Source organism: Roseateles sp. GW821-FHT03B02, assembly GCF_059421025.1.
In genome coordinates this window covers 252,686-270,559 of record NZ_JBWKUV010000007.1, presented here as the reverse complement: position 1 = coordinate 270,559, position 17,874 = coordinate 252,686, and the positions used below count along the sequence as shown (strand labels likewise).

Genomic DNA, 17,874 nt, shown 5'->3' with positions numbered 1-17,874 from the left:
AGCCTCTAGCGCTCGACGACGACACGGGCCTGGCCCTCGCTGCGCAGCGGGATGCTTGTGCCCTGCTCGTCGCGGCCGACGGCGCCGGCGAGGCTGAACTCGGCCGTCTGCCCGGCTGCAGCGGCCAGCGCGCGCAGCACGAACACGCCCTGGCCGCCGCGCGGACCGAGCTTGAAGCGCAGGCGCCCGCCCTGGCCGCTGCCCGCCTGGGCCGGTGCGAACAGCGAGGGGTCGTAGGCCAGCTCGCCCTCGGCCGTGTAGGCCGTCGGGTTGAGCACGGTCACCGACACCGCGTCGCCGACGACCACGTCGCCGGTAGCCGACAGCCGCAGCGCGTCGAGCATGGCCGGCGCGGCCGCGCTGCCGCCCGCGGCTGGCACGGCGCCTGCCATGGGCACCGCCACCTGGGCCGTTGGCCGCAGCCTTGCCCCTTCGGCGCCCGGGTTGGCATCAACGCCCGAGGCCAGGATGCTGCGGCTGGCGTCGGGCAGGCTGAGGTTGCGCAGCACGTGCGGCGTGATGAGCAGCACGATCTCTGTCTTGCTGCGCGTGTCGGTGTGCACGCCGAAAAGGCGGCCCAGCAGCGGTGCTTCCGACAGGTAGGGCACGCCGCTGATGCCCTTGCCGTCCTCGGCCTTGATGAGGCCGGCCAGCACCTGGGTCTCGCCGTCACGCAGGCGCAGCGAGGTGCTGGCGTTGCGCGAGCCGATGCGGTAGGCGCTGGCTGGCTGCGGGCCGCCCGAGCTCTCCTTGGTGCCCAGCGTCGAGACCTCGAGGTTGACCTTCATGACGACCTCGTTGTCCAGCTGCACGGTGGGCTCCACTTCCAGCTTGATGCCCACGTCCAGATACGTCACCGCCGTGGACACGCCGACGTTGGCGGTGGAGGTGCTGGTGAACACCGGCACCTTGTCCCCGATCTGGACCTTGGCCTTCTCGCGGTTGCGCGCCCGCAGCTTGGGGCTGGCCAGTGTGTTGGAGGCACCCGCGCTGCCCTTCAGGCGCGCCGTGACGATGGGGTTGGTGACCAGCGTGGCGAAGCTGCCACGGCTGCTCCAGGGCACCAGGGCGGGGGCGCCCGGCTGGGCGTACTGCGCGTCGGTGGCGGGCTGCAGGCCCAGCTCGGCGGTGCGGTCGGTGCTGACCTCCAGCACCTCCACATCCAGCATCACCTCGGGCTCGGGCAGGTCCAGCCCGGCAATGAGCTGCTCCACCATCGCGATGACCTCGGGCGTGTCGCGCGCGACGAGCAGGTTGAGCCGCTCGTCGATGAACACGTCGCGCGTCTTGGCCATCATGCGCACCAGCGCCTGGGCCTGCTTCACGTCGGCGTTGTTGAGGTAGAAGCTGCGCGTGACCAGTTCCTGGTGCTCGCGCTGCTTGGCCGCCGTGGCGGGATAGATCAGCACAGAGCGGTCGTTGAGCAGCTTGCGTTCCAGCTGTTGCGTGGCCAGGATGACGCGCATGGCCTCGTCCAGCGTCACGTCCTTCAGGTAGATGGTGACCTTGGCGTCGCCGCGCACCTCCTTGTCGAAGACGAAGTTCACGCCGGCGCCGCGCCCCATGGCCTCGAAGACGGTGCGCAGCGGCGCGTCGCGGAACTCCAGGCTCACGGGCTTCTGGTATGCCGCGGCCAGCGCCGAGGGCAGGGGCGGCGGGCTGTAGCGCTGGCGCAGCTGCTGCTGCAGGGCCAGCGCCTGCGGCTGGCCGGGGTCTTCGGCCAGCACCTGCTGCACGGTGGCGCGGGCGGCGTCGAGCTGGCCGGCCTGGAACTGCACCTGGGCCTCGCGCAGCCGCGTGTCGTGGGTGCGGGCGCGTGCCAGGGCCAGGGCCAGAGCGCGGGTGCGGGGGGCGTCGGCGTCTATGGCGCGCAGGCGCTGCAGCAGCGCGTCCAGCAGGTCGAGCTGGCCCAGCGCGCGCGCCGTCTCGGCCTGGCCGGCCAGCGCCAGCAGGGTGCGCTCGCGCTGGCGGGCGAGTTCGCTGCGCAACGCGATGTCCTGCGGCTCGTGCGAGCTGGCGTCGCTGAGCAGACGCAGCGCGGCCTCATGGTCGCCACGGCGCGACAGGGTATCGGCCTCGCGCAGCGCGGGGTGGGCGCAGCCGGCAAGCAGCAGGGCCAGGCAGAGAACGGGGAGCAGGGGCTTCATGAGGGCGGGAAGGCGATGAACTGGCTGGGGCCCTCGGGCAGGCGCATGAGCCGCAGGCCGCCGGCTTCGATGGCTTCGATGCGCCACTGGCCGTCGATGACCTCGCCGATGCCGAGCACGAGGCTGCGCTGCGCGCCGTTGAGCACGACGCGCGGGCGGCTGTCCGTCATGCGGCCGACGAGCTGGTAGGGGAAAGGCGGCGCCGCAGGCTCGGGTTCGGCCTCGGCGACCGGCGCCGGTGTTGCTGCGGCGAGCACTGCGGGTGGCGCGGGCGACTCGCCCCAGGCGCGGCGCGCTTCGGCGTCGGCCTCGGGCCAGGCGGCGCGGGCGGCCGATGCCGGGCCGGGCCAGTCCTGGGGTGCCGCCGGCTTGCCGGCGAGCGTGGCGCGGCGCGGCACGGGGGCCACGGCCTCGGGCTCGTCGCGGCTGGCGACCCAGGCCGTCGCAGCGAGGCTGAGGCCCAGCGCGGCGAAGAGGGCGATCTGGCGTGGCTCGGGCCGCTTCATTTCGCGGCCTGCATGTGCAGCACCCAGGCCAGTTCGGCCTTGAGCTCGCCATTCGGTTCGCGGCGCAGCCGCAGGGCCTCCAGGGCCAGGGCCGGGTCGCGGCGCAGCGCCTCGGCGACGAAGCCGCGCAGCGCGCCGTAGCGGCCGGCGACGCTCATGGCGATGCGGTACTGGGCCAGGCCCAGCTCGCGGTCGGCCTGGTAGCGGAACTCGCTGCGCGGCCAGGGCAGGCCCTGCTCGGTTGTCAGTGCAAGCAGGGCTGCCGTGCGCGCCTGGCGCTCGGTGTCGGGCGGCAGGCTGCGGGCAAAGGCGTCGGCGTCGGCCGGCGGCGTGGCGGGTGCGCGCTGCACGCTGAGGCGGCGCGCGGCAAGCGCCTGGCGCAGCGCGTCCAGCCGGGCCTGCTCACGTGGCAGCCACAGCGCACCGGCGGTGGCAGCCAGCGTCAGCAGCGCCGCCAGCGCGGCGGGCCAGCCGAGGCGGCGTGCGCCGTTCAGCCAGGGCTTCATCGCAGGCCCCCGGCGGCGCGGCGCACCAGCTCGAAGCGCAGCTCGGCCCCGTTGTCCGGCCGCTGCAGGCGGGTCAGCACCACCTCCTCGCCGGGCGCGGCCTGCATGGCGAGGCGGTCGACCAGCCGGGTCACCTCGTCAGCCGCGGCGGCCTGGCCTTCGAGGCGCAGCGACTTGCCGTCCAGGTCCAGGCCGCTGAGCTGCAGGCCGGGCGGCAGGGCACGCTCCATCTCGGACCAGCGGGTGGCCCAGTCGGTGTCGAGCTGGCGCGCCGCGGCCCAGGCGCGGCCGCGTGCGGCCGGGTTGGGCGGCGCAGCCCTGGGCGCTGCTGCCGGGAGGGCCAGGCGGTCAAGCACGGCGGCCTGCTCGGCCAGGCGCCGGGCTTCGTCGTGCTGGCCCCGGGCCTGGACGGCGACGAGGGCACAGGCCGCGGCGGCCGTGGCGGCCCAGGCCCAGATCAGCGGCCGCGCCCGCGCGGGCCGGGCGATGAAGTCGGGGCCGGGCTGGCCGCCGGTCTGGCCAAGCAGATCCCTGGCCTGCACGACATGGGCGCCGCCCAGCTCGCCCAGCAGCGCCTCATCCACATGGCGCTGCTGCAGCTCGACGAGCCGCCCGCCCTCGTGGCGCAGCCAGGTCATCAGGCCGTCGTCGAGGACGGCGGTGTCGCCATCCCGCGCCGGCGCCAGCGTCCAGCTCGGCCGCAGCGACACGATGCGCACGCGGTGCGCCGCTGCCGCCGCCTGCAACCCGGCCAGATCGCCCACGGCCAGGGCGCTGGCGCCGCGCGGCCAGGCGGCCAGCGGCCAGGCCTGGGCCGCCGGGCCGAAGTAGTGGGCGAACTGCAGCCGTGCATAGCCCAGCAGCTCTGCCTCGTCGCGCAGCGGCAGGTCCTCGGGCACGAGCAGGCTGTGCATGCGCTCGGCGCCGACGAAGAGCTCGACCCGCGCGCCCGCATGCGCCGCGCACCAGCCCGCGAAGTCGTCGGCCAGCAGCAGCCGTTCAGTCCGCGAGCGTGACACGTTCGAGTTCCTCCAGCGTCGACTCGCCGCGCAGCACGAGAGCCACCGCCGCGTCCCGTAGCGAGCGCATGCCGCGGCCGCGCGCCATCTCCTTGATGCGCGAGAGCGGGGCGCGGCTGGCGATGAGGTCGCGCAGCTCGTCGTCCAGCCACAGCAGCTCGCTGACGGCACGGCGGCCCTTGTAGCCGGTGCCGCGGCAGTGCGTGCAGCCGCGGCCGTGCAGCAGCTGGGCGTCCCCGGGCAGGCCGTGGTTGCGCAGTTGCTCGGGGGTGGTGCCCAGCGGCACTAGGCAGTGGCGGCAGTTGATGCGCATCAGCCGCTGCGCGAGCACGCCGTTCAGTGCCGACACGACGTTGTAGAGGTCCAGCCCCATGTGCATGAAGCGGCCCACCACGTCGAAGGCGTTGTTGGCGTGCACGGTGCTGAAGACAAGGTGGCCGGTGAGGGCCGCCTGCACGGCGATCTGGGCCGTCTCGGCGTCGCGGATCTCGCCCACCATGACGCGGTCGGGGTCGTGGCGCAGCACCGAGCGCAGGCCGCGCGCAAAGGTCAGGCCCTTTTTCTCGTTGACCGGGATCTGCACGACGCCGGGCAGCTGGTATTCCACCGGGTCTTCGATGGTGATGATCTTGTCGCGGCCGGTGTTGACCTCGCTGATGGCGGCGTAGAGCGTGGTCGTCTTGCCCGAGCCCGTGGGGCCGGTAACGAGCAGCATGCCGTGCGGCTGGCGGGCCAGCGCGCGGATCTGCGCGCGCGCCTCGGGCTCGAAGCCTAGGGCATCCAGCGTCAGCGCACCCTGGGCCTGCACCTGGGCGCGGTCCAGCACGCGCACGACGGCGTCCTCGCCGAACACGCTGGGCATGATGGACAGCCGGAAGTCCACCTCGCGGCCCTGCACGCGCAGCTTGAAGCGGCCGTCCTGGGGCAGGCGGCGCTCGCCGATGTCCAGCTCGGCCATGACCTTCAGGCGCGACACGAGCTGTTCGGCCGCCTGCACGCCCTCGATGGCCTTCACGTCGAGCATGACGCCGTCCACGCGGCTGCGGATCTTCATGCCGCGCAGCTGGCTTTCGAAGTGGATGTCGCTGGCGCCGTCCTGCAGCGCGTCGTACAGCGTCGCGTCCAGCAGCCGCACGACGGGGCTGGCCTGCTCGGCCAGGTTCAGGGCCGACAGTTCCTGGGCGGTGTCGGCGACGCTGGCCTCGCCGAAGTGCTCGGCCAGCGAGCTCAGCGCGCGGTAGTCGGCCTCGCCGGCTTCCAGCAGGTTGTCGATCTCGGCGGGCGTGCAGGGCCACCACAGCACGGGCTTCTTGAGCCGCGACTCGATGCGCAGGCGCAGCAGCGGCTCCAGCGGGCGGTCGGCCAGCAGGGCCAGGCGGCCGCGGGCGGAGGTGGCCATGACGGCGCGCCAGCGCTGCGCATCGGCGTGGGGCCAGGGCTCGAAGCTGAGCGACCAGGGCGCGTCCGAGGCGGGGAGGCGATCCAGCACGTCGGGGCCGGGCTGCAGGATGGCGTTCATTGCACCTGGTCCACCAGTTGGAAGATGGGCAGATACATCAGCACGACGACCGTGCCGATCACCAGCCCCATGATGAGCATCAACGCCGGATTCACCAGCCGCGTCACCAGCTCGGACAGCCTGGAGAGCTCTTCGTCGTAGAAGCCCGCGGCCTGCGCCAGCATCGCGCCCAGCTCGCCGCTGTGCTCGCCCACCTTCAGCATGCGCAGCGACACCGGCGTGACCAGGCCCTCGCGTTGCAGCGAGGCCGACAGGCGCTCACCCAGGCGCACGGCCTCGGTCGCGCGGTCCAGCGCGGCGCGCAGATGGGCCGCGGCCACGCCACGCGCGTTCACGAGCGCCGGCACGATCGGCACGCCGGCCAGCAGCAGCATGGCCAGGCAGCGGTAGAGCTGGGCCAGCGCCAGCAGATGCAGGCGCGGCCCGATCAGCGGCAGCCGCCACAGCCGCGACTGCAGGGCCTCGCGCAACCCATGCGTCCAGCCCCACGCCGGCAGCGCCACGAGTCCCGCCGCCGCGAGCAGCAGCGCAAACGGATGCGCGCCGCTGAAGGCGCCCACCGCGATGAGCGCGCGCGACGCGAAGGGCAGCTCGCCGCCCACGCCCTCCAGCAGCCCGGCGAAGCGCGGCACGACGAAGACGAGCAGGAAGAGCACGACGGCCGTGCCCGCCGCGATCAGCATGGCGGGGTAGATGGCGGCGGCCACGAGCTTGCCGCGCAGCTGTTCCACCCAGCCCAGATAGGCTGCCTGCTCGGACAGCGCCTGCTCCAGCTGGCCGCTGCGTTCGCTGGCCTCGACGACGGCCACGAAGAGCGCATCGAAGGCCTGCGGCTGCGAGGCCAGCGCGGCGGAGAAGGATTCGCCCAGCAGCACGCGCTCGATGACGCCTGCCAGCGCCGCGCTGACGGCGGGCGGGTTGTCCTGCGACTGCAGGGTCTGCAGGGCTTCCAGCAAGGGGATGCCGGCCCGCAGCAGCACGGCGAGCTGCTGCGCGAACTGGCGGCGCGCGAAGCGGCCGCGGCCGGCCTTGTGCGGCACGGCGCGCACCGGCTCGATGGCGAGCAGCGCGGCCGGCGGGAGCCCCAGCGCCGCCGCGACGCCACCGGCGTCCGGCGCCTGCACCCGCGCCTGCGCCGGCTGGCGGCGTGCGTCGAGGTAGCGGACGTCGAACTCGGCCATGGGGTCGTCGTCACCAGGAGGTGAGGTCGGCGTCCTCGCCCTCGCCGCCGGGGCGGCCGTCCTTGCCCAGGCTCAGCAGGTCGTATTCGCCATGCTCGCCGGGGCTGCGGTACTGGTAGTCGTTGCCCCAGGGATCCTTGGGGAGCGCCTTGGACAGGTAAGGCCCGGCCCATTTGGGCTCGTCGGCCGGCTTGGTGACCAGCACCGCCAGGCCCTGCTCGGTGCTGGGGTAGCGGCCGACGTCCAGGCGGTACTGGTCCAGCGACTTGGTCAGCGCGTCGATCTGCGCGCGCGCCGCCTTGACCTCGCTCTTGCCGATCTGGCCGAAGAACTTCGGCCCGACATAGCCGGCCAGCAGGCCGATGATGACCATGACGACGAGCAGTTCCAGCAGCGTGAAGCCGCGCAGGCGTGAGGGGTGGGGCAGGGCGGTCATGGTCCGATCGGGTCAGGGCGGCGCAGCTTAGGAAGCCGCAATGACCGCGACGTGAATGAAGGGGAAATTACGGTGACCATGAGCCGGTCGGCTCATGTCATGGCCGCTTCACCTCGGCTGCCTAAGGTGCCGCCCGTGAAGACACGACCCCTGACCCCACCCCCCCGGCCCGCCACCAGCGGCTCTCGTTTCACCCAGTTCGTTGCAGCCGCGACGGTGCTGACCGTTGGGATTACCGCGGTCGGCCTGGCCGCCCGGGTGCAGCCCGTGCTGGCGGCCGAGTCCGGCCACGGCACGGCGCTGATCGTCAAGCTGGCCGGCGACGGCCGCAGCGACGCCCAGCAGCAGGTTCTGCTGCGCCGTGTCCTCGCGGATACCGACCTGCCGCTGAAGGCCGATCGCCCGCTGGGGGCAGGCTGGTGGCGCTTGCAGGCCGGCGTCGAGGCGGACGCGACGGCCAGGGCCGCTTGGCTTGCCACGCTGCGTGCCGATGCACGCCTGAGCCACGCCATGCCCGACCTGCGCGAGCAGCGGGCCGCCGTGCCCAACGACCCGTTGTTCCGCAGTGCGGCCGACCCGACCTCCAGCCAGTGGTGGCTGGACGACCAGAGCGACACCACCAATGCCGGTGCTGCCGGCTTCACCAAGGCCTGGGATACGACGACGGGTTCTGCCGCGCCCATCGTCGCCGTGCTGGACTCCGGCATCACCACGCATGGCGATCTGAACGCCAACCTGCTGCCAGGCTACAACTTCGTCAGCAAGCCCGAGTACGCCAACAACGGCGGCACGGGCCGCAGCGCTGGCGCCGCGGACCCGGGCGACGCGCTGAGCCAGGCCGAGCATGATGGCAACCTGGCGCTGTGGGACGGTTGCCTCGTCAACGCCAGCAGCAGCTGGCATGGCACCCTGGTGGCCGGCCAGCTCGGTGCGGTGACCAACAACGCCGGCGGTGTGGCCGGTATCAACTGGAATGCCCGCATCCTGCCGGTGCGCGTGTCGGGCAAGTGCGGCGCCTCGGTCGCCGACATGGTGGACGGCATGCGCTGGGCCGCGGGCCTGACCGTGGCGGGCGTTCCCGCCAATGCCAACCCGGCCAAGATCCTCGTCATCGGCTTTGCCGGCGTCACCTCCTGCAGCGCGACGGACAGCAACCCCGACGTGGCAGCCGCTGCCAGGCTCTACCAGGACGCGATCGCCGAACTGCGTGCCAAGGGGGTGCTCATCGTGGCTGCCGCCGGCAATCTGCGCGGTGCGGTAGGACGTCCGGCGAACTGCAGCGGCGTCTTCGGTGTTGCTGCGGCCAACCGCCAGGGCTTCAAGGCGATCTACTCCAACTTCGGCCCCGAGGTGCAACTGCTGGCGCCGGGCGGTGACGCTGATTACCAGCGCACCTGCGACACCGAGCTGGCGGACAGCGGCGTCGTGTCGACGATCAACACGGGCAAGACGACGCCTTCGACCGCGGGCTACGGCGCCGTCAGCGGCACCAGCTTCGCGGCGCCCCAGGTCGCGGGCACGGCGGCGCTGATGTGGTCGGCCAACCCCAGCCTGACGCTGGCGCAGGTGGAGGCCGGACTGAAGGCGAGCGCACGCCCCCATGTGACGGCCTATGCACTGGGCTACTGCACCACGGGCAACAACAGCCGCTGCACCCTGCAGACCACCACCGGCGGCGCCGGCCTGCTGGACGCAGCCGAGGCCGTCAGGTACGCGCTGGCGCCCGTCACCTACACCGCGCCGGTGCGCACGTCGCTGGGCCTGCAGAGCACCAACCTGAGTCGTTGCGGCCAGGCGCAGGGCAGCACGGCCATCCCGCTCACGCCGGCGCCGGCACCAACGCCGGCACCGGCACCGGCACCGGCGCCCACACCGGCTCCGACGCCGGCTCCAGCGCCCGCGCCGTCCTCCGGCGGCGGTGGCGGCGCGGCTTCGGCCTGGTGGCTGCTCGGCTTGCTGGGAGCCGGGCTGACCCTGAAGCCGCGCCGCACCGGCCGCGCCTAGGCGCCGCCTCCGCATTAGGCCAGCAACATCCATGACTTCACGCACGCCCCCTGGGCCTGGATTGCACATGGAAGATGACGCTGCATGAGGCCGGCCCCGCGCCCTGGTTTCCAGCGCGCCGCTGCGGACCGGGGCGCCAGCCTGGAGGCCAGCCCGTGCGCATGCACGGGCAGCGATGCTGCGTCCGCTTGTGGACCCCCTCAGACGAGGGGGTGAAGGGGATGAAAAAGAAGGTCGCCCGGGCCAGCAAAGTTCAGCAACATTCGTCAGTTACTGGCCGCTGTCCCGGGTCCAGGTTTGGATGCAAGAAGACGCTGCACGAAGCCGAACCTTTCCTGTAGTTCGCCCCATACCAAATAGCGTCTAGCCACCCGCGGCCCTCCTGATGCCGCGGATGTACGGAGGAGGTGGTTCAGCCGCTTCAGATCAGGCGTCCCCGCAGGAGAGATCGCCATGCAGTGGTTGCGTCAGCTCACGAGCCGCCTACTTCAGTCGCAACAGGCGCGCCGCGTCCAGCTGGCAAAAGCGACACGCCCATCGCGCCAGCATGCAGGCTTGCGGCTGGAAGCCCTGGAGCCGCGCATCCTGCTGTCGGCCGACCCGGCGACGAGCAGTGCCGCCGGCGTCTACACCGTGAATTTCGGGGGCTCCGACGATGTGGTGGAGATCCACCAGACCGCAGTGGCCGCCAACGGTGGTGTGGTCGTCAACCTCAGCTACCTGGACGATGGTGCCAAGCTGAAGTCGCTGACGCTGGGCGATTCGACCAACGGCATTCTGGGCCTGGTACTCAACACGGGTGCCGGCAACGACCGCATCACCACCGATGCGCTCACGGCACCGCTGACGATCTCGGGCGGTGCCGGCGAGGACATGCTCATCGGCCCCGACGCCGACACCCAGTGGCTGCTCTCCGGCGCCAATGCCGGCTCGGCGCAGGGCATCGCCGCGTTCAGCGGCATCGAGAGCGTCGCGGGCCGTGGCGGCAGCGACAAGTTCACCTTCGTCGTGGGCGCTTCGCTGAGCGGCCAGCTCGACGGCGGCAATGGCGAAGACACCCTCTTGGGCGCCAACCAGGACAACGCCTGGGCGCTGAACGACGCCAATGCCGGGTCCCTGAACGGCGGTGTCTTCAAGAACGTAGAAAACCTGACCGGCGGCACCGGCAAGGACGAGTTCCGTCTCACCTCCACGGGCGCGCTGGACGGCAAGCTCGATGCCGGCCTGGGCGCGGACACCCTGTTCGGCGCCAGCGTCGACAACCTCTGGACGGTGGACGCCGCGGGCGGCGGCAGCCTCGGCGACGTGGCTTTCCTGGGCATGGAAAACCTCGTCGGCGGCACGGCGGCCGACATCTTCAAGTTCGGCGGCGCCGGCACCGTATCCGGCCGCGTCGATGGCGGCCTGGTGGACAGCAATGCACCGGCCGTCGACACGCTGGACTTCTCCGGCCGCAGCGGGTCGGTCACGGTCAACCTGCAGGCGGCCAGCGCCACCGGCGTCGGTGCCTTCGCCGGCATCCAGAAGCTCGTGGGCGGCAGCGGCAACGACACCCTCGTCGGCCCTGCCGCCTTCCTCGACCAGACGCGCTGGGACATCAGCGGTGCCAACAGCGGCAGCGTGAGCGGCACCGCGTTCGCCGGCTTCGAGAACCTCACCGGCCAGGCCGGCAGCGACGACGCGTTCGTCTTCAGTGGTGGCGGCAGCATCAGCGGCACCATCGCCGGCGGCGCCGGCGGGCATGACGGTTTTGCCACGCTCGCGGCCGACGGCCACCTGACGGTCTTCCAGCCCGTGGGCGCTGACGCCAGCGGGGCCACCGGCCACGGCGGCAGCTACACCGGCATGGACCACTACGACGCGCTCAGCGTCTCCGGCCAGCACGTCGTCTTCACCGGCTCCATCTTCGACGCCAACGTGATCGTCGATTCGCCGGTCGCCGGACAGACGCGCGTGGCGTTCCAGAACCTGAGCTTCAGCGATGGCTCGTCCACCAGCTACACCTTCGCCAGCCCCACGGGCTCGCTGACGCTGATCACCGGCACCGGCGCCGACACCGTCAACGTGACGGCGCTGGACCCGGCCTTTGCCGGCGCGCTGCTGCAGTACAGCAGCGGCATCCTCACAGCCACGCTGCGCAACGTGAGCGACACGGTCTCGTTCGCCATGTCGCCCAGCTTCAGTGGCGGCGGCGTCATCCTCGACGTCAGGCTGGACGGCGGCCACGTGCAGACGTTGGGCAGCGACGGCGGCGGCGTGCAGGAGGTGCATGTGTTCGGCCGCGGCGGCGACGACACCATCACCATGGCCGTGGTGCTGCCCGAGGACATCGTCGTCGAGATCGACGGCGGCGCGGGCACCGACACGCTGGTGGGTTCGAACAGCGCACCGACCGACAACCTGGAGTGGGAGATCACCGGCCAGGGCAGCGGCTCGGCCATGGGCATCAGTGCCTTCAGCGGCTTCGAGAACCTGCGGGGCGGCACCGGCAACGACCGCTTCGTGCTGCGCAGCGGTGGTGCCATCAGTGGCGTCATCGATGGCGGCAACGGCGGCGCGCTGGGTGTCGATTCGATCGTGGGCCCCGATGCCGACAACCTGTGGCTGATCGATGGCGCCGACGCCGGCAGCGTCAACGGCACGCGTTTCAGCTCCATCGAAGCCGTCATCGGCGGCGATGCCAGCGACCAGTTCCGCCTGCTTGCCGGCGGCAGCATCAGCAGCCTGGTCGATGGTGGCCTCGACCGCGAGGTGGGCAACACCGGCAAGTCGGCGCCCGACACGCTCAGCTATGCCACGCGCAGCAGTGCCATCACGGTCGACCTCGGGCTGGCCCAGGCCACCGATGTGGGGGCGGTCTCGCGCATCGACGTGGTCGAAGGCAGTGGTGGTGCCGGCGAGGACAAGCTGATCGGTCCCGGCGACGCCGACCAGACGGTCAACTGGACCATCGACGGCGCCAACGCCGGGCATGTCGGCGGCGTCGCCTTCCGTGGCATCGAGACCCTGTTTGGCCGCGACGACGTCAACGACTACTTCCTTTTCGAGGCGGGCGGCTCGCTCAGCGGCACGCTGCACGGCGGCATGCTGGCGGGCAATACCGTGCTGGATGGCTTTGCCGTGTCCAACGGCAGCATCACCGACGTCTTCATCCCGACGACCGCGGAGCAGGGCGGTGCGGTGGACCTGCAGGGTCGGCACATCGTCTACACCGGCATGGACACCTACCGCCTGATGGAAGGCGACGATGCCCATCGCACCCTCAATGGCACGCTGTTTGACGATGACATCGTGCTGCGCGACGTCGGCACGCCGAGCGACGGCGCGATGCAGTTGCTGTTCAACACCCTGCGCTTCACCAGCGACGGCCTGGTCTATGGCTCGACCCTCGATTTCAAGGCGCCGACCGAGTCGCTGACGCTGAAGACCTGGAGCGGCGCGGACATCATCCACGTGCAGTCGCTGGACTCAAGTTTCGCGGCCGACCTGAAGATCTACGGCAACCTGCCGGGCCGGCCGACGCCGGAGTCCGACCTGGGCCACGACAAGGTGATCTTCGAGGGCAACGTCGCCACCCACGGCGGCCTGCTGGAAGTGTTTGCCGACGACATCATCGTCAAGCCGGGTGTGACGCTGTCCACGCTGGCCACCAACGCGGCCGATGCCGACAACGACATCGTGTTCCGCGCTCGCCGCATCGGTACGCCCGAACTGGAGAACCTGCTGCCCTCCGGCTACATCCCGAAGGCCGTCTCCATCGACATCGGCGCCGGCGCCAAGCTGACGGCGGGCAGCGTCTACCTGGTGGCGCAGGCCGAGGACCGCGACATCGCCACCCAGCTGGGCTTGACGACGCTGCAGAAGCAGTGGTTCGTCGATCCGGCCTTGAACTTCCTCAATGACATCGTCGCGTTGCCGGTGAAGGTGCTGATCAAGGCCTCGGAGGCCAACGTCACCATCGGCAGCAACGCGCAGATCCTGGCCAAGGACGTGATCGGCATTTACGCCACCGCCTCGGCCGATGCCACCGCGCAGGCCAAGAGCCAGCTCTTCAGCGTGGGCTATTCGCAGGCCGACGCCACCGCCACCATCAACGTGCAGGGCGGCGCCAAGATCGAAGGCGGCGGGGCCGTCAACATCACCTCCGACGGCAGCGCCACGGCCGGCATGTCGACCGAGACCACGCGCGAAGAGCAGGGCAGCGTGAAGGGCAAGAAGTCGTCCGGCTTCGCCGCCTCGGTGGCCGTGTCGCTGGCGCGGCTGACTTCCACCACCACGGTGGCGGCCGACGCCTTCGTGCACGGCGGCCGCACGGTGAACATCCGCGCCCTGGGCGAGACCGAGTCCGAGGCGGAAGCCGAGTCGGGCCTGTACGCCGATGGCACTGCGGCGGTCGCACTGTCGCTGCAGTTCTCCAAGGCCAACATCCTGGCCGAGGTAGCCGGCAAGGTGCAGGCCGACATGAACACGAACGGCGGCGAAGTCGTCAAGTTCGAGTTCGACCCGACGCTCAAGGCGGCGGCCGTGACCAGCGCGGACACGGTCAAGCGCCTGATGCCCGCCGACGACGCCAACGGCATCGTCGGCGACACCGTGCAGGTCAAGGAAGCCGTGCCCGTGTCGTCGACCGACCCGGCCAGCTGGTCCGACCTGCTGATGCCCGCCGGCACCGTGTTCGAGTACATCGGCCCGGCCGTCTCCAACGCCAACGGCATCGACCTGTCGGTGGCCAAGCAGAACTACCGCGACCCGACGCTGTGGCGCGTCACCTCCGAGCCCTGGGGCTACGTCGACTTCGCCAACAACCGCATCTCGGTCTACAACCAGGAAAACCAGGCCAACAACTGGGTCGTCGTCACCGAAGACACGGCCGACTATTCCTCGCGCCGCGGCTTCAGCATCGGCGGTCTGACCAACGGCCAGACCTACACCATCATCGCGCTCGAAGACGACCCCACCACGGCCGTCGACGAGAGCCGCTATGTGAAGCTGGCGCGCAACGAGCAGAACGCCATCGATGGCGTGGCAATCGACCTGCTGACGCCCGCGCAGGCGAAGGCCAAGGCGATTGCCGAGTTCGTGGCCGCCTCGGGGGCCTCCGACCCGATCTCCATCGCGAACGCCCTGGCGGCGGCGACGGCCCTGTACGGGCCGATGGATTTCTCGCCCACCACCAACTCGAACCAGTTCACCCAGGACGACATCCACGACGACAAGATCACCGTCAAGGGTCCCGGCAACACCTTCGAACTGGGCCAGGCCGTCAACTACTTCGAGCCCGGCCATGACGACAACGACCGCGTCGTGGCCAGCTTCCTGCCGAACGGCGATCCGGAGCTCGATGCCAGCGGCAACCAGATCTCGCGCTGGCGCGACCCCGATGGCGTCATCGACGGCCAGATCTACGTGCCCCTGATCGAGGGCCTGGAGCATGGCGGCCTGTACTACATCATGGCCGGCACCGACCAGTTCAACCTGATCGGCGATCAGCGTCTGGTCGACCAGCAGACCTTCCAGCTCGGCGCGCTGGAGAACGAAACCCGCGGCGGCATCGCGCGCGTCAAGCTGGGCCACGTCACGGCCCTGCCGGCAGGCCAGCACTATCGCCTGGCGGCGACGCAGATCCTCGACTCCACCTTCCTCACCTTCGGCATCGGCTCGGCGCTGGGCGCCAGCGACAAGTCGTCCGCCTCGGCCGGGCTGGAAGCCGAGGACGTGAACAAGAAGAAGGACGACTCCGGCGGCTACGACTACAAGAGCAGCTTCTTCGACAACCTGTTCAACCAGATCTCGGACAGGTACAAGACCAACAGCAACGCCGGCGGCGCCAATGGGAAGGCCACGCTGCAGATGGCTGGTGCGGCGGCGTTCAGCTACACCGACCACGTCGTCCAGACCATCATCAAGAGCACCGCCGACCTCAACTCCAACGACGACATGGAGCTGACCTCGGGCATCACCGAGGAACTCTCGATCAGCGCCGAGGCCACGGGTGAGGCCCAGGAGGGCAAGAAGGACGACCAGGGCAAGGCGACGCCCAACACCTCGGCCGACTACAGCGTCAGCGCGGCCCTCACCGTGGGCGTCATCAACAACACCTCGCGTGCCATCGTCGAATCCGGCGCGCAGCTGGACTCGATGCGCGCCCTGCGCCTGCTGTCGGGTGTCACCTACCCCTTCCTCGTGCGCCCGGACGAGTTCGTGCCCGTCTCGGCCGGCGAGCTGAGCGACCGCATCTCCGCCGACGGCTTCGACTTCATCAACACCTACCTCGACGGTTCCGGCGGGCTGAAGTCGTTGATGAACACCTTCACGCGCAGCACCACCTCGGCCGACAAGGTCGCGGCGGCCGGCTCCATCAACGTGATGGTCTTCAACAACGTCGCCGAGTCCATCGTGCGCAGCGGGGCCAAGCTCAACCAGGATCCGTTCTACCGCCCGGCCGACAACTACTACACCGACCCCGACCACTACGACCCGACCAAGAACGACAACGTCACGCACAGTGCCAACGCCAACAACGTCGACGAGCATGTCGTCTCGATCGAGGCCACGAACTGGATGCAGTTCATGGGCGTGACCGGCGTGTTCGCCTTCCAGCTGCCCAGCCTCGAGATCAGCGACCCGGCCACGTTCCTGGCCAACGGCATCGACGACATCGACCCCTCGTTCGACGCCAGCCTCACGCCCACCAAGGGTGGCAAGGGCGGCGTCGGCGGCGCCATCAGCCTGCGCTTCCTGAACAACACCACGCATGCCATCGTCGAGAAGGGCGTCGACCTCTACAGCGGCCGGCAGTCGGGCCTGAACGTGAAGGCCGAAGAGGCCATCATGGGCTTCTCCTTCAACCAGGCCGGCGCCGATGCCGGCAAGCTGGCGGTGGGAGGGACCTTCTCCTTCTTGAAGCAGGACAGCGACACGCTGGCCCACATCGCCGAAGGTTCCCGCATCACGGGCGGCCGCGTTGACGTCTACGGCGGCAGCCTGGAGACGCAGATCAACTGGGCCGGCGGCGTGGCCAAGAGCAAGGCCATCGGCGCCGGCATCGCGGTGGCCATCAACCAGATCGACCGCGACACGCGCGCCCTCATCGGCGAGCTGGACGACAACGGCATCGACCACAGCCTGCCCCAGGGCATCGACGTCGTCGGCGCCGTCACCGCCCGTGCCAGCGTGGCCGGTGGCCTGTATGCCTTCACGGTGGCCGGCGCGGTGGCCAATGGTTCGCCCGACCAGCCCAAGGCCGACGCGGGCGGCAATGCGCCTGCCTCAGGTGCAGGCTCGCAGACGAACACGCCGCCACCCGCGGCAGGCGCGCCCACCCAGGGCCAGAAGGACCAGGAAGCCAACAGCAGCTTGGCCGTGGCCGCGGCCGTGGCCGTCAACCATGTCACCGACGTCACGCGTGCCGCGCTGACCGACTATGTCGTCAAGGCCGACGCCGTCGACATCAAGGCCGTCAACCACAACGACATCGTCTCGGCCACCGGCGGCCTGGCGCTGTCCAAGACCGATTCGGGCTCCGCCGCCGTCTCGTTGGCGGGGGCCTTCAGCTACAACGGCATCGATGCGCGCACCGACGCGCAACTGGACGATGCCAGCCTGACGCTGCGCAGCGTCGCCTTCGAGGACTTCGTCGTCGAGACCGCCGTGCGCCGCCTGTCGGTCACCGCCGACGACGTCTCCAACATCTGGAGCCTGGCGGCCGGCGGTGCCGGCGCCGTGGCCAGCGGCGGCAAGGGCAGCGGCACTTCCGTCGCCGGCTCCCTGGCCGGCTCGGTGGCCTTGAACTTCATCACCGGGCACACGCGTGCCCGCATGACCGACAGCGACGCCACCATGCTCGGCGGGGCGGCGCTCAGCGATGCGCTGGTGCGCGCCACCAACGACGCCGACATCTTCGCCCTCGCCGGCAGCCTGTCGGCCGCGCTGGCCACCGGCAAGAGCACGAGCGTGGCCCTGTCGGCCGGCGTGGCCATCGCCGTCAACACCATCGCCACCGACACCGAAGCCCTGCTGGAAGACAGCTCGATCCTGTGGGGCACGAACGCCACCGGGGGTGTGTCGGTCCAGGCAGTCGCCAACGGCAGTATCAAGGCCTTCACGGTCGCCGGCGCCTTCGGGGGCGCGACCGCCCAGCAGTCGGGTACCGGCTTCGCCGGGGCGCTGGCCGGCTCGGGCTCGGTGAACAACGTCGATGCCGACACGCTGGCGGCCGTGCGTCGCAGCACCGTCAATGCGGAGGGGGCGGTCGGGGTCGGCGCGCACAACGACGCGGAGATCATCGCCGGCGCCGGCGTGCTGGCCATCGCCTTCGGGGCTTCTACCCAGGGCACGGCCGCGGCCGTCGCGATCGGCGGCTCGTTCGCCGTCAACCGCATCGACGGCGACGGCGAGGGCAACCTGACCTGGGCCGAGGTGGATCATTCCACCGTCACCGCGGGCGGTGCCGTCACCGTCGACGCCGACAGCACGGGCAAGATCCTGTCGCTGGCCATCGGCGCCGCGGGCAGCCTGGGCGCGTCCGGCAGCGGTGCCGTCGGCGCCGTCAGCCTG

At 70.8% G+C, this 17,874-nt stretch carries 9 protein-coding genes (1 of these 9 running past the window's edge); 2 read left to right on the top strand and 7 right to left on the bottom strand.

From position 1 onward, the window contains the following. Positions 1 to 5: 5 nt before the first annotated feature. From AC07VX_RS19435 to gspG, 7 genes are read right to left on the bottom strand one after another with little or no spacing between them, the layout of a single operon-like run. Entirely contained in the window at positions 6 to 2,147 is a 2,142-nt protein-coding gene (locus AC07VX_RS19435; protein WP_493165869.1) for a secretin GspD/PilQ domain-containing protein, read from the bottom strand. Further along, positions 2,144 to 2,653, bottom strand: coding sequence for a hypothetical protein (locus AC07VX_RS19430; RefSeq protein WP_493165870.1), 510 nt, complete (start codon positions 2,651 to 2,653; stop codon positions 2,144 to 2,146). Before AC07VX_RS19430 ends, AC07VX_RS19435 begins: the two co-directional genes overlap by 4 nt. After that, entirely contained in the window at positions 2,650 to 3,159 is a 510-nt protein-coding gene (locus AC07VX_RS19425) for a hypothetical protein (protein WP_493165871.1), read from the bottom strand. Before AC07VX_RS19425 ends, AC07VX_RS19430 begins: the two co-directional genes overlap by 4 nt. Beyond that, a complete protein-coding gene (locus AC07VX_RS19420) occupies positions 3,156 to 4,178 on the bottom strand; it encodes a PilN domain-containing protein (protein WP_493165872.1) in 1,023 nt (340 codons plus the stop codon). Before AC07VX_RS19420 ends, AC07VX_RS19425 begins: the two co-directional genes overlap by 4 nt. Next, entirely contained in the window at positions 4,159 to 5,697 is a 1,539-nt protein-coding gene (locus AC07VX_RS19415) for a GspE/PulE family protein (protein ID WP_493165873.1), read from the bottom strand. Before AC07VX_RS19415 ends, AC07VX_RS19420 begins: the two co-directional genes overlap by 20 nt. Further along, positions 5,694 to 6,878: a type II secretion system F family protein gene (locus AC07VX_RS19410; RefSeq protein ID WP_493165874.1), complete on the bottom strand. Its 1,185-nt coding sequence runs from the start codon at positions 6,876 to 6,878 to the stop codon at positions 5,694 to 5,696. Before AC07VX_RS19410 ends, AC07VX_RS19415 begins: the two co-directional genes overlap by 4 nt. Before the next feature lie 10 nt (positions 6,879 to 6,888). Beyond that, a complete protein-coding gene (gene gspG, locus AC07VX_RS19405) occupies positions 6,889 to 7,314 on the bottom strand; it encodes a type II secretion system major pseudopilin GspG (RefSeq protein WP_493165875.1) in 426 nt (141 codons plus the stop codon). 135 nt (positions 7,315 to 7,449) lie between these two features. Between gspG and AC07VX_RS19400 the strand changes: the two genes are divergently transcribed. Then, on the top strand, positions 7,450 to 9,318 hold the full coding sequence (locus tag AC07VX_RS19400) for a S8 family peptidase (protein WP_493165876.1): 1,869 nt from the start codon (positions 7,450 to 7,452) through the stop codon (positions 9,316 to 9,318). Between the two features lie 453 nt (positions 9,319 to 9,771). After that, positions 9,772 to 17,874, top strand: the beginning of a protein-coding gene (locus AC07VX_RS19395; RefSeq protein WP_493183931.1) for an LEPR-XLL domain-containing protein. 21,942 nt of this gene lie beyond the right edge of the window; 8,103 of the gene's 30,045 nt are visible here — the first part of the coding sequence; the start codon lies at positions 9,772 to 9,774; its stop codon lies beyond the right edge, outside the window.

Coding starts and splice junctions, on each gene's coding strand:
- AC07VX_RS19435 (WP_493165869.1), bottom strand. CDS start 2,147: ATGAAGCCCCTGCTCCCCGTTCTCTGCCTGGCCCTGCTGCTTGCCGGC.
- gspG (WP_493165875.1), bottom strand. CDS start 7,314: ATGACCGCCCTGCCCCACCCCTCACGCCTGCGCGGCTTCACGCTGCTG.
- AC07VX_RS19415 (WP_493165873.1), bottom strand. CDS start 5,697: ATGAACGCCATCCTGCAGCCCGGCCCCGACGTGCTGGATCGCCTCCCC.
- AC07VX_RS19410 (WP_493165874.1), bottom strand. CDS start 6,878: ATGGCCGAGTTCGACGTCCGCTACCTCGACGCACGCCGCCAGCCGGCG.
- AC07VX_RS19430 (WP_493165870.1), bottom strand. CDS start 2,653: ATGAAGCGGCCCGAGCCACGCCAGATCGCCCTCTTCGCCGCGCTGGGC.
- AC07VX_RS19425 (WP_493165871.1), bottom strand. CDS start 3,159: ATGAAGCCCTGGCTGAACGGCGCACGCCGCCTCGGCTGGCCCGCCGCG.